Here is a 22,776-nt window from a genome sequence, read left to right on the forward strand (position 1 = left end):
TGTCCCTCATAAGGTCTTGTGGGTATAGGGCAAATTTGCGGCCATTCTAGCACATTCTGTGCAACCAATTAATCTCAGGATCTCAGGCTTTTGTTACGCTGGCAGCCAAAGTTTCCAGTTCGGACTTTTCAGGGGGGCTCAATACCACTTTTAGATTGGTAATTAGGCGATAGAGCGGGAATAATGCAGGCACAATAATGAAAAAGGATGGGTCATGTTTCAAGTTAACTTCGTTGATGTAAAAGCAGAAAATGCCATTTTTGATGGCGAAGGCTGGGATGCGGTTGTGGTGGTAACGCCCGATCTGGATGCTATCGGTTTTGATGAGATAGGTTTATTGGCCAAGCATGGTGCCCACGTGGATAAGCGCGTGGGTAAGAGCCCGACATTACTGTTCGCCCCAGGGCTTGCAGGAGGGCGTTTGATCATTGCGCCTGTCACCCAAGTGAACGATGAGTATGTGGACGTGCGAGTCTATGCCGATGCTGCAAGGGCGGCGATTGCCATCGCCAAAGAGGCGGGCGCCAAACGTCCGCTGTTATATGTAGTGCCATCGAAGGACTCACGTTTTAGTTTTGCCGCTGAAGTCGCAGCATTAGCCTGCGGTCAAGAGCTGTGGCAAACCTTAGAGCTGCGTGAAGCGACGGGCTTAACGCCTGCATTTGAGGCCATAGGGTTATTATCCTTATCAACCCATAACAGCAATTTGCTCAATGCCTTAGAAGCGGGTCGCGTATTAGCACGGGATTTATGTGGTACTGAACCCGAGCGCATGTCGGCTAAAGCTTTTGCCGATTATTGCCTGCAATCCTTAGCGGGCAGCGTGATTAAAACTGCTGTAGTGGAAGACAGAGATATTTTAGAGCGTGACTATCCGCTGCTCAGTGCAGTAGCGCGTTCCTCTTTTGCCGTCGGTCGTCATCAACCTCGGGTGGTGAAATTAGAATATCTGCCAGAAGGTGAAGTGACTCGTACTTTCCTGTTTGCGGGTAAGGGCGTGATTTACGATACCGGCGGCGCCGATCTGAAAGTCGGCGGCTCTATGGCGGGCATGAGCCGTGATAAAGGCGGCGCTTCTGCCGTGGCGGGGCTATTCAAAACCTTGTCAATGCTCAAGCCTAAGGGCATTCGAGTGATTGCCGAGTTAGGTTTAGTGCGTAACAGCATAGGCAGCGAAGCCTTCGTGACCGATGAAATCATCACCAGTCATGCGGGTGTACGAGTGCGGATTGGTAATACGGATGCCGAAGGGCGCTTAGTGCTGGCGGATTTACTGAGCCATTTACGCATCAAAGCCGTGTCGGCGGTGAAGCCTGAAATGTTTTCGGTAGCAACACTCACGGGTCACGTAGTGCGCTGTTATGGCAGTTATCCTGCGGCGGTGGAAAACTCAGTAGCGAGTGCGCAGCAATGCGCTGTCACTTTACAACAGCAGGCGACTCAATGGGGCGAACCCTTTGAAGTGTCTACATTGCGACCTGAAGACTTCGCGAAGATCCGCGATGTGTCAGGCGCTGCTGAAATGTTATCTTCAAATAATGCCCCGTCATCGATCACTGCGCGCGGGCATCAATATCCTGCGGCGTTTTTGCTGAAAGCGTCTGGGCTATTTGACCATGGTGTAACAGCCCCAATTCCCTTAGCTTATATGCACTTAGATATCGCAGGCAGTGCGACAGAAGGTGATCCGCTCTACGGCAAACCTACAGCGAGTCCGCTGGTGGGCTTGTATCAATATCTGATCAATCGCTAACGATTTGTGGTAACAAAAAGAAATAATTCTGTAATATCTTACTTATTAGATGCTTACAGGATTATTTCTGTTTTTCTGTGAAACAGATCGCCATTAACCCTACTATAATTGTGTAATTTAATTACATTAAAAAGCCTTAATCAAAAAAAATACAAATAAAGGTTGTAATAAAACTACAAAACCATATAATTGCTTTCGTGGATTAGGCACTAATGCCTTTCCTCTCTAGTCTATCCAGGATGGATATTTTTCTCCAAGGACCTGAGTGACAAGTCGTCTCAACGGATATGAGAATCTCTAGTTCCAAGGAACCGAGCCAAGCTTCACTAGAGTACTTAATCACAACTAATTTAGGAGTATTGACTATGTCTTATACAGGCAACAACCATTTTTATTGGCAGAACACTTGGTTTAACACTGATGTTTTGCGTGGCGGTTTATTCGCCATGAGCTTTAAGGCCTAACCCTCCTTAAAGTTTAGTTTCCATCATCCATCAACCTTTGTATCGCCTTTTTTGGCGTGTTTAGACTCAAGTAGCATATCGGTGTTTTTGCATGGGTATGCCAGGTTTTTCCCGCTAGCGCGGTAATGTACTTCCCCGAAAGGGACGCTTGAAATATGTCTTTGCCTGCTCATTGAGCAGGCTTTTTTTTGCCTTTTTTTCGCTTAAGCCTGTAACTGTTTTACCTGATAGTAATGAGCATAAACTGTTAGTGTCAGAAGTGGTAAAGCACCTATTACCAGCCCTCACGCTTAATCGCCTCCTCAGAGGTGAGGGATTGCTTCTTTAATAAATGTGGCGTTGAGATTACTGGAGAAGAGGTTGAAGTGTATGTTGAGCCTGCGCCACTCTGGGGTTATTGGTATGCACTGGGTGATCCTAAAAAATTCCAAGCGCTCCTTTCATGCGCTATGTAAACACTATCTGATGAAGTAGTTTGCTCAGGTGATAACATTACCAATACTAATAAATACAAGCTTAACTAAGTTGCTAAGCGCTAACTGACTCCGCATATTTATCATTTTATTGAACCGCACAGTCATGGCGAGGTTTCCATCATTTGCGTTCAGAATAAATTACTCGGCCGTTTACCGAATGATTTATGGTTACTTGTGTTTATCCCTTGCCAATTTTCTGGCCTGACCAGCCTAAACTCCCTATAATCGGCTGCAAATGTCATCACGTTACATAGTGTTTACATCTACCTACCCTACATACTTAAAATAAAAAGGAACCTTGTTCCATGTTAGAAAAACTGTTCAAACTGAAACAAAATCAAACGAGCCTCAAGCAGGAAGCGGTCGCCGGTTTGACAACATTTATGACGATGGCCTACATCATTTTTGTGAATCCAATGATGTTAGCCGATGCGGGCATGGACCATGGGGCTGTATTCGTGGCGACTTGTTTGGCTGCGGCTGTCGGCTGTTTAGTTATGGGCTTGATGGCGAATTATCCTATCGCGCTTGCACCCGGTATGGGACTGAACGCCTTCTTTACTTATACTGTTGTGGGTGAGATGGGTTACAGCTGGGAGACTGCACTTGGCGCAGTATTCCTGTCGGGTATTTGCTTTTTAATCTTATCTTTAGTGCGCATTCGAGAGTGGATTGTAAATAGCATTCCCATGTCGCTGCGTATTGGTATTGCCGCTGGTATTGGTTTGTTTCTTGCGCTGATCGGCCTTAAGAGCGCCGGTATTGTGGTGGCAAGCCCTGCAACCTTAGTGACCTTAGGCGATATCACTGCATTTCCGGCGGTCATGGCTGTGTTAGGCTTTTTCCTGATCATTGCTATGGTGCAACGTGGAATGAAGTCGGCGGTCATCCTAAGTATCTTGATTATCACAGCGCTGGGATTAATGTTTGGCGATGTGCAGTATCAGGGTATTGTATCTATGCCGCCGTCGATCATGCCGACATTTTTGAAGATGGATTTATCTCAAGTCTTTGAAGTGACGATGTTATCTGTGGTGTTTGCCTTCTTATTTGTCGATCTCTTCGATACCTCTGGCACCTTAGTTGCGGTTGCACAGCGCGGTGGTTTCCTCGATGAGAAGGGCCGCTTACCGCGATTAAACCGTGCCTTGACTGCCGACAGTTTAGCGACCATTGCGGGCGCGGCTTTTGGTACGTCGACGACCACAAGCTATATTGAAAGTACGGCGGGTGTGAGTGCGGGAGGCCGGACTGGTTTAACGGCAGTTGTCGTGGGATTACTCTTTATTGCTGCGTTATTCCTGTCGCCATTGGCGAGCATGATCCCAGCTTATGCGACGGCGGGCACACTGTTTTATGTGGCGATTCTGATGATGTCGGGGCTCGTGCATGTCGAATGGGAAGATTTGACTGAAGCCGCACCGGTAGTCGTTGTGTGTATTTTAATGCCGCTGACGTTTTCTATCGCTACAGGCATCGCCTTTGGGATGATTTCATACGCCGCAATCAAATTACTCACGGGTCGTTTTAGCGATCTCAATGTGGGCATTGTCGTCTTGGCCGCGCTGTTTGTGGCTAAGTTTATCTATGGCTAATCCTATCGATTAGTGGCTCGTGCAGTGCAAGCTCGCAACCTAGATTGTCTACAATAGACAATATTTTTTGAGGGTCATCTAACTGATGGCCCTTTTTAATGCGCGATTCTAAGCAAAATCGAAAATTTATTCGGAGTTAATAACTCCTTGCTACCAATTACTCAGCGGATTAGGTATAAGGATTGTTCGGTTATTTTTTACAAATGAATAATGAACTTAAGTGAGATTGCGTATCGCCGCGTAGTAGTGAAGTTAGGGACGAGTGTGCTGACCTCTGGCAGTAAACAGCTAGATAAAGCCCACATGGTTGAGCTTGCCCGTCAAATGGCCGCACTGATGAAGTCAGGGGTCGAAGTCGTATTATGCACCTCAGGGGCCATTGCCGCTGGGCGTGAACATCTACAATACCCGATACTGCCCGACACTATGGCCAATAAGCAATTGTTAGCCGCTGTCGGGCAAAGTCAGTTGATCCTCGCTTGGTCACAACTCTTTAGTATTTATGGGCTGCATGTCGGCCAATTGCTGCTGACCCGCGCCGATTTGCAGGATAGGGAGCGTTACCTCAACGCCCGTGACACGCTTAATGCCTTGCTGGCCAATAATATTGTGCCCATCATCAATGAAAATGATGCCGTTGCCACCAATGAAATCAAAGTCGGTGATAACGACAATCTGTCGGCCCGTGCCGCACTGCTGTGTGATGCCGATTTATTGATTTTATTGACGGATCAAAAGGGCTTATTCGATGCTGATCCGCGCACTAACCCGAATGCTAAGTTGATCTCCCAAGTCGTCAAGATTGACGACAGTCTGCGTATGTTGGCGGGCGGGTCTGTTTCTGGTTTAGGTACGGGCGGAATGTCGACTAAATTGGAAGCGGCGGATATTGCTCGCCGTGCGGGCATCGAAGTGGTTATCGCCTCTGGCCATCACCCCGATGTGATTAAAAAAGTGGTGAGTAAGGAATCTGTTGGCACGCATTTTAGTGCGATTGAAAACCCGCTAGAAAGCCGTAAACAGTGGATTTTAGCGGGACCTGCGACTCAAGGTTCTTTAGTGCTCGATGCGGGCGCGGTCAAAGCCGTGACAGACAAGGGCCGCAGCCTATTGTCTAAAGGTATCATCGGCGTTAAAGGCCAGTTTGAGCGCGGCGCAACGCTGCAATTAGTTGATCAACAGGGTAAAGTGATTGCTAAAGGGATGACACGATACTGCGGCCAAGCCCTCAGTTTGATCGCGGGCAAGCATTCCGATGAGATCGAGTCTTTACTCGGTTACGATTATGGTGACGCAATCGTGCACCGCAACGACATGGTTGTCTTATAAGCGAGGTCTGTTTTGAGTCAAATTAATCAAGATCAGTATTTACAGCAACTTGGTAATAATGCCAAACAGGCAAGTTATGCCTTAGCTAACTTAACGGCGAGCCAAAAGGCCTGTTTGCTTGAAGCCATCGCCGATGCGCTGACAGAAAACGCCGCAGCCATTTTAGCCGCGAATGCTAAAGATGTTGCCGCCGCTAAAGCCGATGGATTAACGGATGCGATGATCGACAGATTGTTGCTCGATGATGCGCGTCTGGCGGGCATTATTGGCGATATTAGCGATGTGATCCGCCTTGCTGACCCGGTAGGCGAAGAATTTGGCAGTCAATTATTAGATAACGGTTTAAGGCTGACTCGCCGCCGAGTACCACTTGGGGTTATCGGGGTGATTTACGAAGCTCGGCCTAATGTGACTGTTGATATCGCGGTACTTGCCCTTAAAACCGGTAATGCGGTGATCCTCCGTGGCGGTAAAGAAACCCTAGCATCGAATAAACTCATTAGTGAGGTGATCCGCGGCGCGATTGTTGCCCAAGGTTTACCGATAGATGCGGTGCAATTTATTGATTCTTCAGACAGATCTTTAGTGACAGGTTTACTTAAGCTCGATCAATATGTCGACATGATAGTGCCGCGTGGCGGTCAAGCGCTGCAACGCTTATGTGCCGAGCAGGCGACCATTCCGGTGATTTTGGGCGGCATAGGTATTTGCCATTTATATGTCGATAAAAATGCCAATCTTGAACGGGCTCTCGAAGTGATCGCTAACGCCAAAGTGCAGCGTCCAACTGTGTGTAATGCGCTTGATACCTTGCTGGTGGATGAGCATGTGGCGAGCACCTTTGTGCCGCAAATTGCCGAGTATCTGCATCGTTTAGGCGTGCGTTTTTCAGTTTGTGACACAAGTTTTAGCCTGCTGGATGGTTTAGGGTTTGATGTGACGCTCGCTAAGGCTGAGGATTTTGGCATCGAATGGTTGTCGTTAACCTTAGGTATCAAAGTGGTGAGTGATATCGATGCCGCAGTTGGCCATATTCGTACTTATTCTAGCGGCCATTCGGAAGCGATTTTGACCGATGACATTCACGCTGCGGCGCACTTTATGAACCAAGTGAACTCAGCTGCCGTGTATGTCAATGCCAGTACGCGCTTTACCGATGGCGGTCAGTTTGGCCTTGGCGCCGAAGTGGCGGTGAGCACGCAAAAACTCCATGCTCGCGGCCCAATGGGGCTTGAGGCATTAACCACTTACAAGTGGTTAGCATGGGGTGATTACACTAGCCGTGTTTAGCGGTTAAAAACCATAAAATTAAAGCCGTTAACACACTGTGTTGACGGCTTTTTTGTTTGCAGTGTTTGATTGTAAGTGCCAATTTGCAGAGTTTATTGATGGCAGTGCTTCAATGGAGAAACGGCGTATAGGTGGCAAGTAACCAGATACAGAAGAATAGCGTTGACATGACGGTAGTGAACTTACGAAAGGCTTTGATGTATTCCAAGGTATAAATAAAGTACTTTTCCTGCACTCTGCGGGTGAGTAATACCGAGGGCAGCATAAAACTGCAATAGAGCATGACCACCATAGTGGTAAAACTGTTTCCCCAGAAATGCTCATAAATAAATAAGGCGATGCAGAGTAGCATGGCGCACCAGCTTAGTGGGCTGATGCTATTTTCTGGGGCCCATTGGGTTGATTTTTCCATCTGACTATCCTTAGTCGATTTGTACCTCAGTACAATTTATAGACGCAAGTCTAGGCATTATCAAACGCTTTCTACTGTAGACCCAGTTCGCTGAAGCCAATTTTGTTGTTGCTAGGGTCTTGTTTGCGAGTTATCCAACATGAGCGCGTGCTATTTAATGGAGTGGATTACTTAACGTCGAATGACTTGTGCTTAATGTGGTCGATGTGGCTTAAAGCGTCTTGATATCGGCAAATTCACCTTTGCAAAGCTTGGCTAAGTCTGTGGCCGCTAAGCTTATCTCTAAACCGCGTCGGCCCGCGCTGACATAAATCCTGTCGAAGGCTTGAGCGCTGGCATCAATTAAGGTCGGTAACTGTTTCTTCTGCGCTAGCGGACTAATTCCGCCAACCAGATAGCCCGATGATTTTTGTGCGAGTTCGGCATCGGCCATTTGCAGTTTCTTTTGTCCTAAGCATTTTGCCACGGCTTTTAGATTGAGCTGATGATCGACGGGCACGAGTGCGACGGCAATCGGCGCATGGGCTTTGTCGATGGCGACTAAAAGGGTTTTAAACACTTGTGCGGGTTCAAGTCCTAAGGTGTTAGCGGCTTCTTCGCCGTAGGCGGCGCAGTGTGGATCATGACTGTACTCTAGGATTTCAAACGCAATTTTGGCTTTTTTCGCCAATTGAACGGCCGGGGTCATTCTATACTCCTTCACAAAATGGGTGATATTAGCGCTTAATTTTGATGTAAAACGTTAGCCACTTCGTTTTTTACGTTCTTTAATTGGCTCATTACAGTGAGCCAAGCTTGTTTAAGGCGGCGACTCAGTGATGACTCAGTCATCATTTAGCGAGCTTTGGCTTTGGGCTTATCTTACTTTTGCGCTCGGTATAACGGGGCCAAAGTTGTTGCAACATCATCCCTGACAGAATAAACGCTAGGCCGAGATAGGTCGCCATCGCAATTGTTTCCTGCAAAATCCACGCGATAAAACCAATCGACATTACAGGGGATAAAAACACCATAGTGCTGATGTTCGCGGTGCGAGTGGCGGTTTTCAGCGCCATTAACCAGAGCACGAAGGTAATGCCCATCTCAAATAAGCCCACATACACACCTGCAAATATCGCCTTAAGACTAAAAATGGGCAGGGTATCTGTCAGCACTAAAGTGACGGCAATAAAAGGGAAGCCGATAAGAAAACTCAATAATAAACTCACCACGGGATCGCCTTGATCTTTAGTGTTGACGATCCAATATAGGCACCAGAGTAAGGTGCTGGTCAGCGCAAGGCCGATCCCGAGCGGGCTATCAAAGCTAAAGCCGCTGATATCGCCGCCGGTGGCAATGATAAACACCCCAGTGTAGGCAATCAGCGCCGCAGTAATGTCGCTCTTACGCAAATGTTGCTTTAACAAAGGCGCAGCCAGTAACGGCAGCAATACCGCCCAAGTGTAATTGAGTGACAAAGCTTGCTGCGCTGGTAATAAGGAATACGCCTTAAACAGCACCACATAGTAGAGGAAGGGATTGATGAGCCCTGTAACTAAATAAAATGCAGGGCGGCGTAAAAACTGTTGCTTGAGTAAGGAAAGCTTTTTTTGCCAAGCGAGAATACCGCCAAGGGCAATAATCGACGTGAGCACGGCAACAAACACCAGTTGCAGTGGCGTGTAGTAACTCAAGGCAATCTTAAAGGCCGTGGCCACTGTAGACCAGAGGAAGACCGCCGCCATGCCATACACGTACGCTAAATTCGAAGACTTCACTCTGCTACCTTACATGGATAAACATCCGCCAAATGTGGGCAGATTGAATAACAGCTTGGGTTGATAAGCAAGACTATTTTATGTGCTTGGATATTTTATCCCGCGGCAGATGTGAGAAAGATAAATCAGAAAATTTTTTTGTTCGCCCTTGTAATTAAATTCCCTGTCCCAATATAGGTATCAAGGCAGAGAAGGTGGCCAACGATGGACTTGATATTTCAACCATCTAGCCCCATATCAAAACCAACTAAACAAATTTAGATTGAATGAAATTTTTCGGAGGACCTCATGGGTAAAATTATTGGTATCGACTTAGGCACAACAAACTCTTGTGTAGCTGTCCTCGATGGTGGCAAAGCACGTGTGTTAGAAAACGCTGAAGGCGATCGCACAACCCCGTCAATCATCGCTTATACAGATGATGAGACCATTGTCGGTTCGCCAGCAAAACGTCAAGCTGTGACTAACCCGACTAACACATTCTTCGCGATTAAGCGTTTGATCGGTCGTCGCTTTAAAGATGACGAAGTCCAACGTGACGTGAACATCATGCCATTCAAAATCATTGCAGCCGACAACGGTGACGCATGGGTTGAATCGCGTGGCAACAAGATGGCTCCACCACAAGTTTCTGCAGAAATCTTGAAAAAGATGAAGAAAACCGCAGAAGACTTTTTAGGTGAAGAAGTAACAGAAGCGGTTATTACTGTTCCTGCTTACTTTAACGATTCACAACGTCAAGCGACTAAAGATGCGGGTCGTATCGCAGGTCTTGATGTTAAACGTATTATCAACGAACCAACGGCAGCAGCATTAGCCTACGGTATTGATAAGAAACAAGGCGACAACATTGTTGCGGTATACGATTTAGGTGGTGGTACATTCGATATCTCTATCATCGAAATCGACAGCAACGATGGCGACCAAACATTTGAAGTGTTGGCAACCAACGGTGACACCCACTTAGGTGGTGAAGACTTTGACAACCGTTTGATCAACTACTTAGCTGACGAATTCAAGAAAGAGCAAGGCTTAGATCTGCGTAAAGATCCATTAGCAATGCAACGTCTGAAAGAAGCAGCTGAAAAAGCGAAAATTGAACTTTCAAGCACCAACCACACTGAAGTGAACCTGCCATACATCACGGCAGACGCAACAGGTCCTAAGCATTTAGTGATTAAAATCACTCGTGCTAAATTGGAATCGCTGGTTGAAGACTTGATTCTCCGTACATTAGAGCCACTGAAAGTTGCCCTGGCTGATGCAGATTTATCTGTAACAGACATCAACGAAGTGATTCTAGTGGGTGGTCAAACACGTATGCCTAAGGTTCAAGAAGCAGTGACAAACTTCTTCGGCAAAGAACCTCGTAAAGACGTGAACCCAGACGAAGCGGTAGCCGTAGGTGCTGCAATTCAAGCTGGCGTACTGTCAGGTGACGTGAAAGACGTATTACTGTTAGACGTAACACCACTGTCTCTTGGTATCGAAACCATGGGCAGCGTGATGACTAAGTTGATTGAGAAGAACACCACTATTCCTACTAAGGCGCAGCAAGTGTTCTCAACAGCCGATGACAACCAAAGTGCAGTGACCATTCACGTACTGCAAGGTGAGCGTAAGCAAGCGAGCGCGAACAAGTCATTAGGTCAGTTCAACTTAGACGGTATTGAGCCAGCACAACGTGGCCAGCCACAAATTGAAGTGATGTTCGACATCGATGCCGACGGTATTCTGCATGTGTCTGCTACAGACAAGAAAACCGGCAAGAAACAAAACATCACCATCAAAGCATCTTCTGGCTTAAGCGAAGAAGAAGTGGCGCAAATGGTACGTGATGCCGAAGCTCACGCAGATGAAGACAAGAAGTTTGAAGAGTTAGTGCAATCACGCAACCAAGCTGACGGCTTAGTTCACGCAACTAAGAAACAAGTTGAAGAAGCGGGCGATGCACTGCCAAGCGAAGATAAAGAGAAAATCCAAGCTGCGATGGATGCTGTTGACACTGCTATCAAAGGCAATGACAAAGAAGCCATTGAAAAGGCAACTCAAGAACTGATCGAAGCATCTGCTAAGCTGATGGAAATCGCTCAAGCTAAGTCTCAAGCTCAAGGCGGCGACAATGCCGACGCGGGCAAACAGGCTAACGCTGCTGCCGATGACGTTGTCGATGCTGAATTCGAAGAAGTGAAAGACGACAAGAAATAATGACTTGTTTTCAATCCAATAGATTGATTTCAAAGCGTTAATTTCTAGGCGGGCGTTACGGGGCAACCCTAACGCCCGTTTGTTCAACACCAGCTGAGAAGCATGAGATTATGTCAAAGCGAGATTATTACGAAGTATTAGGTGTCAGTCGTGACACTAGCGAACGTGAAATTAAAAAGGCCTACAAACGTCTGGCCATGAAATTTCACCCAGATCGCAACCCAGGCGACAAAACCGCAGAAGCTAACTTTAAAGAAATTAAAGAAGCCTATGAGATCCTAACCGACGCCGACAAAAAAGCGGCCTACGACCAATTTGGTCATGCGGGTGTGGATCCTAATCGCGGTGGCGGTGGTTACGGTGGTGGTCAAGGCGATTTCGGCGATATTTTCGGTGATGTCTTTGGCGATATTTTCGGCGGTGGACGTCGTGGCGGTCAACGCCAAGCGGCCCGCGGCTCAGATTTACGTTACAACCTAGAGTTATCACTGGAAGAAGCCGTTAAAGGCTTAACCAAAGAACTGCGGATTCCAACACTGGCGACTTGCGATCTGTGTGAAGGCAGCGGCGCTAAAAAAGGCACCTCTGCAACCACCTGTGGCACCTGTCATGGTCAAGGCCAAGTGCAAATGCGCCAAGGTTTCTTTGCGGTGCAACAGCCTTGTCCAACCTGTCATGGCCGCGGCAAGATCATCAAAGATCCTTGCACTAAGTGTCATGGCGATGGCCGTGTTGAAAAGAGCAAAACCTTATCGGTTAAGATCCCAGCCGGCGTTGATACGGGTGACCGTATTCGTTTAGCGGGTGAAGGCGAAGCGGGTGAGTTTGGCGCGCCAGCAGGGGATTTATACGTTCAGGTCAGTGTGCGTGAGCATGCGATTTTCGTCCGTGATGGCAACAACCTTTACTGCGAAGTGCCGATATCCTTCAGCAAAGCGGCCCTAGGCGGTGAGATTGAAGTGCCAACACTGGATGGTAAAGTCAGCCTGAAGATCCCTGCCGAAACGCAAACGGGCCGTATGTTCCGTTTACGTGGCAAAGGTGTCAAGTCGGTTCGCAGCCATGCGGTAGGCGACTTGCTCTGCAAAGTGGTTATGGAAACCCCAGTTAACTTAAACGATCGTCAAAAAGAACTGTTACGCGAATTTGAAGCCACCTTAACCGGTGAGTCAAAGAAGCACAGCCCAAAGGCTGAGGGCTTTTTCGATGGCGTGAAAAAGTTCTTTCAAGATCTGAATAGCTAACTTGATCGAGTGGCGCAGCGGCTAGCTGCGCACTAGAAGAAAAAAGCCCTGCAAGGTTAACCTTGCAGGGCTTTTTTATGTCACAAATCTAGTTTGAGATTTCGATTCTTTTTAAAAGAAAAGTCAAAGTCGTGGGGCTTCACCCCACAGCCGACCAAAAGGGGAAAAACGCCTGTTCCCCTTTTGGATATCCCCCGGCGTCCCCAACGGAGTTGAAAGCTCCTTGTGCTCATAGCCAAATTTGCTATCGCTTCCGAAGGATGCGTCCCTGCACCTGCGAAAGCTAGCTCGCCATCCATGGCTAGACTCACGCAATTTGTCTATTCGCCCTGCGGCAACTCCGAGGGGATGGTGTATTCCTTAGATTCTGGTGTTATTGGTAAATCATTAAGGCATAAAAGTTATAGATTTTTAATTTTTTCGGTATTGCTCCCTATTCGTTGTTGATACTCTGTATCAGCATCCACTTTATCTTGTTCTGCTTGCTGTAAACGTTTAACTGCACTCTTACTGCCATAATACGAGCGGTCTTTATATTGTTTTTTTGCGATAGTCCTAGCATCTTTGTCTTGTTGCAAATCGCAAGAAAAGTGACTCTCATCAAGCCAATATAAAGCTTGCCTCTTACCGTTATATTCACTTTGCTCTGAGTGTATAAACCAGTACTGGTAACACTCTCCTGTTAGTTTTTGTAGATAGCCTCTAAAGCCACCACCAAGCAAATTACAAAGATGATCTCTAGCATGCTTGTTGCCATCAGATAGAATTAAAAGTAATTCATAAACCGGACTTCCGGTATTTGGTAGTGCGGCTTCAGGAGCGGTAAATAGTAAATTATTCATACTATTACCGAGAGGGAGTGAGCAGAGTAACATGCTGTTTGATTCGTTTTGTTGTTTTAGGAACTCAGATTCAAATTCACGATCTGCACAGGTATCCGTGTGCTGCTTAATTGAATTTTGAGAGTAAAGCTGCCTACTTTTTCTTCCTATCTTGAGAGTGGACTCAGATCTGGTTATTGATGTCGGATGCATTTTTTTGCGTGTTATTGGGTGTTTTTTATTAGCCATGTCAGTTCCTCTTTGGTTCACTGACCTCTTATTATTCACATATAGCTTTTTTGTTCAAAAACAAATAAACGGCTTATTTGTTATTCTAATAAAGAAATAATGGCTTTTTTTATGATTTCTTCTGCAGTGAGCCTTTGGTTAGATTGCTTTAAAACGACCTCCTTAGCTTTTGAGCTGGGGTATCCAAGTGAGATTAGGGCATGAATGGCATCATTTTGAGTTTCTTTAAAATCGATTATCGATTTTGACTCATTTAAGTATTGCTTCTTCCACCTATAATAAGAGGTAATAAAGCTTTCTATATTAGCTTCAGTAAAATCAACTATCGGGCAGTCAGTTTCATTTTTTTCACATTTTCGTAGATAATCCAGAGCAAAATCCTGAAGATTAAATGAGGTACTAGATTTTATTGCGAACTGTTTATTGTGCTCTACTTGATAGTGAAACTCTTTAAAGTTTGAGCTACGGGCTTTTCTCATCGAATAATTACCCGCTCTTTTAACCTGTCGCCCAAAAAACACCTCCTCTAACGATAATTTTCCCTCAGCTATCAAGTATAAGCTAAAGCATTTTGCTAGCATCATCATTACTTCTGGAGGAGGGTAGCTGCCATAGCTAATATCTTGAAGAAATATTTCTAAAGGATTGTCTTGTCTAAAGTGTTTTTTATATGGAATTCTCCATTCTTCACGTTCTGCTATTTTATTGTATTGTTTTTCAAGAGTTTCAATTTCATTTAGCTCGATGGTTCTATCACTAGTATCAAAATCTTTCCCTCTATATTCTGGAGTAACTGCTGATAAATTAGCTAGTTTTTCGGAAAGTAACTCTGTAGTTGGCTCTTGAATTCTTTCATACATATTATTTAACCAATCAAATGTATTGAATAAATTAGGCTCAACTTCTGAATCATTTATCAATTGGAGTATTGTCGATTCTTCAATTAAATTTTCACTTTCAGCCCAATCTAAGTCTTCATAACGTGAATTATCTATATCATTCATTTTTTAATCTATATGCTTTTGATTTTATAAAGCCAACCTGCTTAATGGTATATCTAAGATAGAACGCCTGTTGTGAATATTAAGGAAAAATTTTAAAAATAAATTTCGGACACAGAAATGCTTTAAATATTTATAGTCATAGACTCTGTTTATAAAGATAGATAATTGAGCGTGAGCCATCAATTATGATCAATGGCTTTTTTGAGAGGTGTACTGGCCTAATCCATCATTTTTGCGTCACATTCCGGTACGCTTGTCGCAGGTGTCAGCGTTTTGAGGAGTGCAAAACGTAACAGGTGTGTATATTGTTTCTTCATACTTTTGTTTTGTGACAATTTTATAAAGCGTCAAAATTGCCTGTCTTCCCATTTCATATGGATTTTGACCTACATTGACATGAGCAAGACCATCTTTCAGCATAGTTAACTGCTCTGGAGATGTATCGGTAATAATAATGACGATTTCTTTGTTATTAATTTTTTCTTGGTATGGAGCAATCATTTCACGATAGAGCGCATCATTATTTTGTGCCCAACCACCCACTGCGATAAAAGAGTCTGCCTTCACAGGCTTACCTTTCATTACTGACTCCATTTGTTTAACGGCTTGACTAAGTTGATCAAAATTAAACAAAGGTTCTCTAACTTCTGTCCAGCCTAAATCGCCATTAAGTAATTCACCAGGAGGAGCATCGTATTTTTTTCCTGATAAGGCGGAACGTACACCCATAAGTCTTAAATTCAGATTGGGGGAATCTGGCCGCCCAGAATGCATTATCAACGTTCCGCCATTTGGCCGTAGCTTTTTTAACTGTTCACCCAATGACTTACCCAGTTCAAAATTGTCAGTGCCTATATAAGCTAGGCGTAAATTCTTAGGTTCTTCTTTGATAGAAGCATCAAAATCAGAGTCATAGGTAACAATTGGTATTCCGGCTTCTTTTGCTCTTTTTAGGCTATTTTCAACGAGGTATTTAGATTGTGTAACCGCGACCGCGATACCATCGATACCTTCATCAATCAGTTGATTTATTACCTGATCTTGCAATCTAACACTGCTTATTTCGGGTCCTCGATATATACATTCCACGCCTTCAATTTGTGCTGCAGCATCTATACAGCCCGTTTTGCTTTGATCAAAAAAAACACTATAAAATTTTGGCACTACGGCAAATTTCAGTTCTTTTCCATAGACTGATGATATTAGTAATTGGCTTAATGCAATGAACAACAAAAATAATCTCACCACACTTCCTCCTAAAAAATAATCAGACAGCAACTTAACGCTTTACAATCGAATGTAGCAAAGGAATGGATTTAAAGATATGAGATACCTCCGTGTTATTGAACATTATTGTTCAGAATCAGTAGTCCACAATAGAATGGCGAACGGGTAGTTAGATATGAACTTTGTTCGTCAAGGGATCATCCAAGGGCGAAGGCCAACGGCCGTTTTGAGCGCGAGATAGGGATATCGAGCTGGCAATTTAACATGGACGTTTTTGATAGGACGAGCAGTCCTCCTTGGTCGATTCTCTAATAAAAAATCAGGGGGTGAAGCCCCACGACGTTGATTTTGATTTTGATTCGAAAATCAAAACGAAGTTTGGAAATGGGGTATGCGTGAGCCACCAATGATGATCAATGGCTCTTTCGAGAGGTTATTCTTCTGGAACAGTAAATGCGGCTTCAACTTTTTCTAACTCTTGCTCGGTTTTAAGCTGAAACGCTTGTTGCTTTTTAAGCTTGGCTTCTTCTTCAAGTGCGGCTTCTCTTTGTTTAAATTCGTGTCTTTCTAGTTTAGTCAGAAACTTAAACGCGAGCTTGTTGCCTAGCACGTAGGCGACCACGTCTTCGCCTTTTGTGCGGCGTTCATCGACGCGTTGTGAAAAACGGGCGTTATCACGGGCTTTACGTTCTTCGGCATTTAACTTACTCATAATCTGTTCTCCTCATTTAGTTAATCACGGTAGTGTTCCACTACGTTCAGTTAAACAAATGAGTTGTGTTGCACATTCATAAAGCTGATTGGGCGGGATTCTACCATAAGCTGGCATTAAATCTGCGCGGTAAAATGCGCCAATCCAAAACAGAATGTTATTAGTGCACTTTATGCTAAAACTTGTTTTATTCTTGCTCATGGCCCGAGCAAATCAGGCCTGTGCATTTTACAATGTTTTGACTATCTTAGGTTATGCTAAAACGGTTTATGGTCCATTGAGTGGTGATTTTCGATAACAAACCAAGGGCAGGGAAGTTATGGGGAAAATAACGGTGAATGATTTACTCTTAAGCGAATTGCTGGCAAAGCTGGCGTCAAGGTTTGCGGCAAATAGGTTGCACCATCAAGGGATTTCGTGGGCTGAAGTTGAGGCCAGTATTTTGCAAAGTGATACGCAAATCCAAAATGCGCTGCATTGGATGGAACACACAGGCGGCGAGCCAGATGTGGTGGGGATTGATGCGAATACGGGCAAATTTATTTTTGTAGATTGCGCGGCGCAAAGCCCTGCGGAACGGCGAAGTCTTTGTTATGACAAAGCAGCGCTCGAGGCGCGTAAGAAAAATAAACCCGTCGGCAGTGCACTGGAACTGGCGGTGCAAATGGGGGCACAAATGCTGACCGAGGCGCAATATCGTGAGTTACAAACCTTAGGCGAGTTTGATACTAAAACCTCAAGTTGGGTAGACACGCCAAAAGATATTAGGGCTCAAGGCGGGGCGATTTTCTGTGATCGACGTTATGGCAAAGTGTTTACTTATCATAATGGTGCAGACTCTTATTATGCCGTGCGGGGTTTTCGAACTCGATTATTAGTTTAGTGCTAGCACGAGCAAATCTTAGCTAGATAAATGAATCAGTGAAATGAGTGAGTCAAAAGGGACTGCTAACTTTGATCTCGATTGATACAAGCAATATTGGTAATCCCACTCGACTCTGCGTAAACTTTCGCTCCCATGTTTTGATCCGGTGCTGTGATGACTTTTCCCGAGCTTTCTTCTTCCCCTGAGTCGTTAACTTTTGCTGAGCTTGGCTTAAATTCGGCGTTACTTAAGGCTTTGCCTGCAAGTCTTAAACATCCGACAAAGGTGCAGCAATTGGCGATTCCGGCCATTCTTGCGGGACGGGATTTGTTAGCCTTAGCACAAACCGGTAGCGGGAAAACCTTAGCTTTTGGTTTGCCACTTCTACAACAACTTTTGTTGCAACAGCAAACACAGTTGCAGGGTGCCAAGTCGGTGCAGGCCCTAAATGCGCTGGCGTTAGTGCTGGTGCCTACGCGGGAATTAGCGCTGCAAGTGACTGAAGCGTTGCAAGCGGTGGCAAGTCAGTTATCGGCTTCGTTGAACATTCAGCTTCTGTGTGGCGGCGTCCCCTTGGAAGACCAATTAGTAGAACTCACTGCCAAGCCGCAGGTGTTAGTGGCAACCCCTGGGCGTTTACTGGATTTATGTAAACAATCTCACATCAGCCTCGATTCGATAAAACATCTAGTACTGGATGAAGCTGACCGCCTGCTAGAAATGGGGTTTTGGCCTGATGTGCAAAAGCTGATGGCATTTATGCCTAAGTTTAAGCAAACCTCGTTGTTTTCTGCCACTTTGCCCGAGGCTTTGGATACATTAACCGAAAAGCTGCTGGTGAATGAGCCGCTGCGGGTCGAAGCCCACAAAGTGAATTCAGTGGCTGGTGAAATCGAAGAACAGCTCTATTTAGTCAATAAGGGCAGTAAAGCGCAGGTATTGATTGCGCTGTTAAAACAATATCAATGGCCGCAGGTGCTGGTGTTTATCAGCGCCCGTGATGATGCCGATGCCGTTGCTAAACGGCTCGCCAAAGCGGGGATGAAAGTCGCCGCGCTACACGGTGAAAAAGATCAAACCGTGCGCAGCCAAACCTTGGCCGACTTTAAAGCCAATCGCATTCAAGTATTAGTGGCGACAGACTTAATGGCGCGTGGCATTCATGTTGATGCTTTGCCAGTCGTTATCAATTTGGATTTGCCCATGAGTGCGCCTGTGTACGTGCACCGCATTGGCCGCACCGCCCGCGCTGGCGAAAAAGGGTTAGCGATTTCCCTCGTGTGCCACGGTGAAATGGCAATTTTAACGGCAATTCGCAGCTTAACCGCGCGGGAGTTACCGCTGGCATTATTGGCTGACTTTCCAGTAACCGATAAGCCGAGTGAAAATACCAGTGATGGCACCGCAGATAGCAAGGTTGAGCGTAAGCGACCACCACGTGATAAACAGGCGAATCGCCGTAGCATCAATAAGCATAGCGCCAAAGCGTTTAAAGGTAAGCGCTGAGCTTGAAGCTATCCATAGCATCCAAGTTCGGCGCGCAACTATCGCTGAATCGATAACAGAATAAAACACATTGGCTGCTGTTAACACTTTCGCTCCGGGTGTAACTTAGTGACTTATTTACATTAAGGGTTTCAGTTATGGCATCGACATTGGCGTTAAGCAAAGCACTTCATAAAGTGGTGAATAACGGTTTAACGACTGAGCACTTTGTACTTAGGCCATTCCAGCGAGCGGATCTTGAGGCCTTTACTGCCTATCGAGCCGACCCTAAGGTCGCCAAATATCAAAGCTGGACTGATTACTCTTATAGCGATGCTGTCGCGTTATTTGAGAACATGGATTACGCACAATTTGGCGCGGCGGATACTTGGTTTCAACTGGCGATTGTCAGTGGCGCGTCGGGAGCGATACCTGCCATATTGGTAGGCGATCTGGCGCTGCACTTTATTGATGAGCAGCAGGTGGAAATTGGCTTTACGATTGCGCCTGAACATCAAGGTAAACATGTTGCTTTTGAAGCCGTCAGCGCATTGCTGGATTACCTCTTTATTGAATTGCATAAGCATAGAGTTATTGCCATCACCGATGCACAAAATCTTGCCTGCTGTCGCTTACTCGAAAAACTCCATTTTAGGCGTGAAGCCCATTATGTGAAAAACATCTTCTTTAAGGGCGCGTGGGGCGATGAGTATCTCTACGCCTTGTTAAAAGAAGAGTATTAATAAACCAAGGCAAAAACAAAACCGCATAAAAGAATAACAGCACAAAGGTAGCTAATGCGTTTTTCATTTCGGGTAAATTGACTAAGCCTTGGATCATCTTGTGTAGAGAGAAAGCCATGTTGTAGTGACTCGTGAATGTAGGCGCTTCTGGCTGTTCTGAGTCGGGTTTTCATCGGATTCGCCGAAGCTTTATGCCATTCTTCTGGATAATACTTTTCAACGTGACGCTGGATTTTAGCAAAATTGTTAAATTGAACGACTAACAGAATAGTTATACATAGGTTCGCGATTGCGATGAAATACATGATGGTAAAGAGTTTATTTAATAAAGACAGATAGCTAACTTAATCTAATACAGGCTTAAAAATCTAGCCGTAACGGTTTAGGTCGTTAAAGTCCGACTTTTGCATGAGCCATTGACCTGCGGGTTTTGTACTTGGTGTAGAGTATGAAGCCAAGCAGAATGCCCAATCCCATTTGGCTTATCTTGTCTATCTCAGTAAAATCTCTTCATTAGTTGAGCCTTTGTTAGCTCAAGGATCTTCACGCCCGTCATGGGATTTAAGGAGTGCCACATGAAATCAATGCGTTTAGGCTTAGTGGGTTTGGCAGTCGTGCTCGGATTATCGGCCTGCGCGACCACGCAATCGCCAACGGGGCGGGGGCAGACCTTGCTCTTTTCAGCGGCGCAGATGCAGCAGATGGGTGATGCTTCTTTTGAAGAGATGAAAAAGCAGCAAAAGGTGAGTAGCGATAAGAAGCTGACGCAATACGTGAATTGTGTCGCTAATCGGGTGACTGCAGTGTTGCCGGATCAAACCCAGCGCTGGGATGTCGTCTTGTTTGACTCTGAACAAGTTAACGCCTTTGCACTGCCGGGCGGCCATATTGGTGTGTATAGCGGCTTACTTAAGGTTGCCAATGGTCCTGATCAGCTTGCGACTGTGCTTGGTCACGAAGTGGCGCACGTGTTGGCGCAACATGGTAACGAGCAGGTTTCTCGCGGACAGTTAACGGGCGTCGGTATGCAAATAGCCGATGCGGCGTTGGGGGCGAGTGGCGTGTCGAATCGCGACTTATATATGTCGGCCTTGGGACTCGGTGCTCAGGTTGGGGTCATTCTGCCCTTTGGCCGCGCTCAAGAGAGCGAGGCCGATGTGATGGGCTTAGAGCTGATGGCGCGAGCCGGTTTCGATCCGGCGCAAAGTGTGACCTTATGGCAGAACATGTCGAAGGTAGGCGGCAGTCAAGGGCCGGAATTATTATCAACCCATCCATCGAACAGTAATCGCATCGCTCAGTTGCAACAACTGCAAGGGCAGATGCAGCCACTCTATGCCAGTGCTAAAACCCAAGTGAAGAATCAATGTGTGGCGCCGAAATAAGCTGCACGCTGCATAGCGAAGTGCCACTTAGCTGAGTGTTAGCGGTTGTTTTCTGGCCGATATACGTCCTTAGCCTATTTACGCTTTTGGATAAATACGCAATAAGTGTGTAAAAAAGCCGCCTTAGTTAAATAAGCAGTCAGTTTATCAGCATAGGTCGCGGAACTATGGTAAACTGGCGCGCAAAATTCCACTGATAAATTGAGAGTCGTTAATTATGTCTGATAAATTCAGTACTGTTGAACAGCAAGCAAGCTACGGTGTAGGCCGTCAAATGGGTGAGCAACTGGCCGCCAATTCTTTTGATGGTGTGGATATTCCAGCCGTTCAAGCGGGTTTAGCCGATGCATTCGCCGGTTTAGAAAGTGCTGTGTCTATGCAAGATCTGCAAGTTGCGTTCACTGAAATTAGCGGTCGTATTCAAGCTGCTCAAGAGCAAGCTGCTGCAGCTGCGTCTGCTGAAGGCGATGCGTTCTTAGCTGAAAATGCTAAGCGTGATGGCGTGACTGTGACTGACTCTGGTCTGCAGTTCGAAGTATTAGTCCAAGGTGACGGTGCTACTCCAACTTACGAAGATACAGTGCGTACTCACTACCATGGTTCTTTCATCAATGGTGATGTGTTCGATAGCTCTGTAGTTCGTGGCCAACCAGCTGAGTTCCCAGTATCTGGCGTTATCGCTGGCTGGACTGAAGCACTGCAACTGATGCCAGTAGGCACTAAGTTGAAATTATTTGTTCCACATCACTTAGCTTACGGTGAGCGTGGCGCGGGGGCATCGATTCCTCCTTATTCAACTTTGGTATTCGAAGTTGAATTATTAGATATCATCTAATATTGATAAAACGCCTAAGCCTGTCTTAGGCGTTTTCTTATGGAAGACAAAGAAAGATTGAGGAGATTGAAATGAGTGGACAAGTGAGAGTGGCAATCGTCGGTGCCGGTGGTCGTATGGGACGCACTCTTATTGAAGCGGCTTACAATCACGACCATATATTGCTGGGTGCCGCTATTGAGCGCGCTGGCTCTAGTTTAGTGGGCGTGGATGCGGGTGAGCTAGCTGGTGTGGGTAAATTAAAGGTCATGATCATGGATTCGCTGGATTACGCGACCGATGATTTTGATGTCTTGATTGATTTCACTGCGCCAGACGCCAGTATTGTCCATTTAGATTGGTGTGTGCGCCATAAGAAAGCCATGGTGATTGGCACAACCGGTTTCAATCATGCTCAAAAAGAACAGATCAATGCCTTTGCCGAGCAAACGCCGGTAGTGATGGCGCCGAATATGTCTGTGGGTGTCAACTTGATGTGGAAATTACTCGAACTGGCTGCCGAAGTCATGGGTGATTACACGGATATCGAAATTATCGAAGGTCACCACAGACACAAAAAAGATGCGCCGTCGGGTACAGCCCTGAAAATGGGTGAAGTGATTGCTAAGACCTTAGGTCGCGATCTTGAGAAATGTGCCGTGTATGGCCGCGAAGGGATCACGGGTGAACGTGATCGTGAAACCATAGGTTTTGCGACCATTCGTGCCGGTGACTTAGTCGGTGAACATACGGCCATGTTTGCCGATATCGGTGAGCGTTTAGAGATCACCCATAAAGCCTCGAGTCGTATGACCTTTGCTAACGGCGCTATGCGTGCCGCCCACTGGCTAGTGGAGCAAAAACCGGGCTTGTATGATATGCAGCAGGTTTTAGGTTTGCATTAATATTAAAAACGCCAATATGGCGTTTTTTTTTGCACCCA

19 protein-coding genes are annotated in these 22,776 nt (G+C 45.8%); 12 read left to right on the forward strand and 7 right to left on the reverse strand.

What is annotated here, in order from left to right; all coding sequences use genetic code 11:
- Positions 1 to 214: 214 nt before the first annotated feature.
- The 4 genes from Q4Q57_RS03885 (at position 215) to Q4Q57_RS03900 (ending at position 6,907) form a co-directional block, all read left to right on the forward strand.
- The gene (locus Q4Q57_RS03885; RefSeq protein ID WP_311889864.1) at positions 215 to 1,753 is read left to right on the forward strand and encodes a leucyl aminopeptidase family protein; all 1,539 of its coding nucleotides are present in this window, start codon (positions 215 to 217) and stop codon (positions 1,751 to 1,753) included.
- 1,245 nt (positions 1,754 to 2,998) lie between these two features.
- Positions 2,999 to 4,288 carry an NCS2 family permease gene (locus tag Q4Q57_RS03890; RefSeq protein WP_311889865.1) on the forward strand — a complete coding sequence of 430 codons (1,290 nt, stop codon included), beginning with the start codon at positions 2,999 to 3,001 and terminating at the stop codon, positions 4,286 to 4,288.
- Positions 4,289 to 4,498: 210 nt separating this feature from the next.
- Entirely contained in the window at positions 4,499 to 5,617 is a 1,119-nt protein-coding gene (proB, locus tag Q4Q57_RS03895; RefSeq protein ID WP_311889866.1) for a glutamate 5-kinase, read from the forward strand.
- A gap of 12 nt (positions 5,618 to 5,629) precedes the next feature.
- Positions 5,630 to 6,907, forward strand: a complete 1,278-nt coding sequence (locus tag Q4Q57_RS03900; RefSeq protein ID WP_311889867.1) for a glutamate-5-semialdehyde dehydrogenase — start codon at positions 5,630 to 5,632, stop codon at positions 6,905 to 6,907.
- A gap of 109 nt (positions 6,908 to 7,016) precedes the next feature.
- On the opposite strand, the gene Q4Q57_RS03905 is transcribed toward Q4Q57_RS03900, so the two are convergent.
- From Q4Q57_RS03905 to Q4Q57_RS03915, 3 genes are all read right to left on the reverse strand, one after another.
- Positions 7,017 to 7,319: a hypothetical protein gene (locus tag Q4Q57_RS03905; RefSeq protein ID WP_006082798.1), complete on the reverse strand. Its 303-nt coding sequence runs from the start codon at positions 7,317 to 7,319 to the stop codon at positions 7,017 to 7,019.
- 211 nt (positions 7,320 to 7,530) lie between these two features.
- The gene (gene ybaK / locus Q4Q57_RS03910; protein ID WP_259213443.1) at positions 7,531 to 8,007 is read right to left on the reverse strand and encodes a Cys-tRNA(Pro) deacylase; all 477 of its coding nucleotides are present in this window, start codon (positions 8,005 to 8,007) and stop codon (positions 7,531 to 7,533) included.
- A gap of 142 nt (positions 8,008 to 8,149) precedes the next feature.
- Positions 8,150 to 9,076 (reverse strand): DMT family transporter, encoded by a 927-nt coding sequence (locus Q4Q57_RS03915; RefSeq protein WP_259213442.1) that lies wholly within the window; start codon positions 9,074 to 9,076, stop codon positions 8,150 to 8,152.
- Between the two features lie 288 nt (positions 9,077 to 9,364).
- Here Q4Q57_RS03915 and dnaK point away from each other — a divergent pair, with 288 nt between their 5' ends.
- Both dnaK and dnaJ read left to right on the forward strand, forming a co-directional pair.
- Entirely contained in the window at positions 9,365 to 11,284 is a 1,920-nt protein-coding gene (gene dnaK, locus Q4Q57_RS03920; RefSeq protein WP_226060583.1) for a molecular chaperone DnaK, read from the forward strand.
- Between the two features lie 110 nt (positions 11,285 to 11,394).
- On the forward strand, positions 11,395 to 12,528 hold the full coding sequence (gene dnaJ / locus Q4Q57_RS03925) for a molecular chaperone DnaJ (protein ID WP_006082793.1): 1,134 nt from the start codon (positions 11,395 to 11,397) through the stop codon (positions 12,526 to 12,528).
- 401 nt (positions 12,529 to 12,929) lie between these two features.
- On the opposite strand, the gene Q4Q57_RS03930 is transcribed toward dnaJ, so the two are convergent.
- From Q4Q57_RS03930 to Q4Q57_RS03945, 4 genes are all read right to left on the reverse strand, one after another.
- Positions 12,930 to 13,598: a hypothetical protein gene (locus Q4Q57_RS03930; RefSeq protein ID WP_006083916.1), complete on the reverse strand. Its 669-nt coding sequence runs from the start codon at positions 13,596 to 13,598 to the stop codon at positions 12,930 to 12,932.
- Positions 13,599 to 13,678: 80 nt separating this feature from the next.
- Positions 13,679 to 14,602: a RuvA C-terminal domain-containing protein gene (locus Q4Q57_RS03935; RefSeq protein WP_311889871.1), complete on the reverse strand. Its 924-nt coding sequence runs from the start codon at positions 14,600 to 14,602 to the stop codon at positions 13,679 to 13,681.
- A gap of 237 nt (positions 14,603 to 14,839) precedes the next feature.
- Positions 14,840 to 15,850 carry a sugar-binding protein gene (locus Q4Q57_RS03940; RefSeq protein ID WP_311889873.1) on the reverse strand — a complete coding sequence of 337 codons (1,011 nt, stop codon included), beginning with the start codon at positions 15,848 to 15,850 and terminating at the stop codon, positions 14,840 to 14,842.
- A 412-nt stretch (positions 15,851 to 16,262) separates the two neighbouring features.
- Positions 16,263 to 16,541, reverse strand: coding sequence for a DNA polymerase III subunit epsilon (locus Q4Q57_RS03945; RefSeq protein ID WP_311889874.1), 279 nt, complete (start codon positions 16,539 to 16,541; stop codon positions 16,263 to 16,265).
- Between the two features lie 319 nt (positions 16,542 to 16,860).
- Here Q4Q57_RS03945 and Q4Q57_RS03950 point away from each other — a divergent pair, with 319 nt between their 5' ends.
- The 6 genes from Q4Q57_RS03950 (at position 16,861) to dapB (ending at position 22,738) form a co-directional block, all read left to right on the forward strand.
- The gene (locus Q4Q57_RS03950) at positions 16,861 to 17,424 is read left to right on the forward strand and encodes a DUF4256 domain-containing protein (RefSeq protein ID WP_311889876.1); all 564 of its coding nucleotides are present in this window, start codon (positions 16,861 to 16,863) and stop codon (positions 17,422 to 17,424) included.
- 156 nt (positions 17,425 to 17,580) lie between these two features.
- Complete coding sequence (locus tag Q4Q57_RS03955) at positions 17,581 to 18,912, forward strand: DEAD/DEAH box helicase (protein WP_311889878.1); 1,332 nt, start codon at positions 17,581 to 17,583, stop codon at positions 18,910 to 18,912.
- A 137-nt stretch (positions 18,913 to 19,049) separates the two neighbouring features.
- On the forward strand, positions 19,050 to 19,634 hold the full coding sequence (locus tag Q4Q57_RS03960) for a GNAT family protein (protein ID WP_311889880.1): 585 nt from the start codon (positions 19,050 to 19,052) through the stop codon (positions 19,632 to 19,634).
- Between the two features lie 575 nt (positions 19,635 to 20,209).
- Entirely contained in the window at positions 20,210 to 21,019 is an 810-nt protein-coding gene (locus Q4Q57_RS03965) for a M48 family metallopeptidase (protein ID WP_012197572.1), read from the forward strand.
- A gap of 217 nt (positions 21,020 to 21,236) precedes the next feature.
- Positions 21,237 to 21,854, forward strand: a complete 618-nt coding sequence (locus Q4Q57_RS03970) for an FKBP-type peptidyl-prolyl cis-trans isomerase (RefSeq protein WP_006083907.1) — start codon at positions 21,237 to 21,239, stop codon at positions 21,852 to 21,854.
- Between the two features lie 71 nt (positions 21,855 to 21,925).
- Complete coding sequence (gene dapB / locus Q4Q57_RS03975; RefSeq protein WP_006082785.1) at positions 21,926 to 22,738, forward strand: 4-hydroxy-tetrahydrodipicolinate reductase; 813 nt, start codon at positions 21,926 to 21,928, stop codon at positions 22,736 to 22,738.
- Positions 22,739 to 22,776: the final 38 nt, after the last annotated feature.

Source organism: Shewanella sp. SP2S2-6 (genome assembly GCF_031931965.1).
GTDB classification, from domain to species: domain Bacteria; phylum Pseudomonadota; class Gammaproteobacteria; order Enterobacterales; family Shewanellaceae; genus Shewanella; species Shewanella baltica.

Excerpts from the sequence above, each read along its gene's own strand:
- Q4Q57_RS03885 (WP_311889864.1), top strand. The coding sequence starts at position 215 with ATGTTTCAAGTTAACTTCGTTGATGTAAAAGCAGAAAATGCCATTTTT.
- Q4Q57_RS03890 (WP_311889865.1), top strand. The coding sequence starts at position 2,999 with ATGTTAGAAAAACTGTTCAAACTGAAACAAAATCAAACGAGCCTCAAG.
- proB (WP_311889866.1), top strand. The coding sequence starts at position 4,499 with ATGAACTTAAGTGAGATTGCGTATCGCCGCGTAGTAGTGAAGTTAGGG.
- Q4Q57_RS03905 (WP_006082798.1), bottom strand. The coding sequence starts at position 7,319 with ATGGAAAAATCAACCCAATGGGCCCCAGAAAATAGCATCAGCCCACTA.
- ybaK (WP_259213443.1), bottom strand. The coding sequence starts at position 8,007 with ATGACCCCGGCCGTTCAATTGGCGAAAAAAGCCAAAATTGCGTTTGAA.
- dnaK (WP_226060583.1), top strand. The coding sequence starts at position 9,365 with ATGGGTAAAATTATTGGTATCGACTTAGGCACAACAAACTCTTGTGTA.
- dnaJ (WP_006082793.1), top strand. The coding sequence starts at position 11,395 with ATGTCAAAGCGAGATTATTACGAAGTATTAGGTGTCAGTCGTGACACT.
- Q4Q57_RS03930 (WP_006083916.1), bottom strand. The coding sequence starts at position 13,598 with ATGGCTAATAAAAAACACCCAATAACACGCAAAAAAATGCATCCGACA.
- Q4Q57_RS03935 (WP_311889871.1), bottom strand. The coding sequence starts at position 14,602 with ATGAATGATATAGATAATTCACGTTATGAAGACTTAGATTGGGCTGAA.
- Q4Q57_RS03945 (WP_311889874.1), bottom strand. The coding sequence starts at position 16,541 with ATGAGTAAGTTAAATGCCGAAGAACGTAAAGCCCGTGATAACGCCCGT.
- Q4Q57_RS03950 (WP_311889876.1), top strand. The coding sequence starts at position 16,861 with ATGGGGAAAATAACGGTGAATGATTTACTCTTAAGCGAATTGCTGGCA.
- Q4Q57_RS03955 (WP_311889878.1), top strand. The coding sequence starts at position 17,581 with ATGACTTTTCCCGAGCTTTCTTCTTCCCCTGAGTCGTTAACTTTTGCT.
- Q4Q57_RS03960 (WP_311889880.1), top strand. The coding sequence starts at position 19,050 with ATGGCATCGACATTGGCGTTAAGCAAAGCACTTCATAAAGTGGTGAAT.
- Q4Q57_RS03965 (WP_012197572.1), top strand. The coding sequence starts at position 20,210 with ATGAAATCAATGCGTTTAGGCTTAGTGGGTTTGGCAGTCGTGCTCGGA.
- Q4Q57_RS03970 (WP_006083907.1), top strand. The coding sequence starts at position 21,237 with ATGTCTGATAAATTCAGTACTGTTGAACAGCAAGCAAGCTACGGTGTA.
- dapB (WP_006082785.1), top strand. The coding sequence starts at position 21,926 with ATGAGTGGACAAGTGAGAGTGGCAATCGTCGGTGCCGGTGGTCGTATG.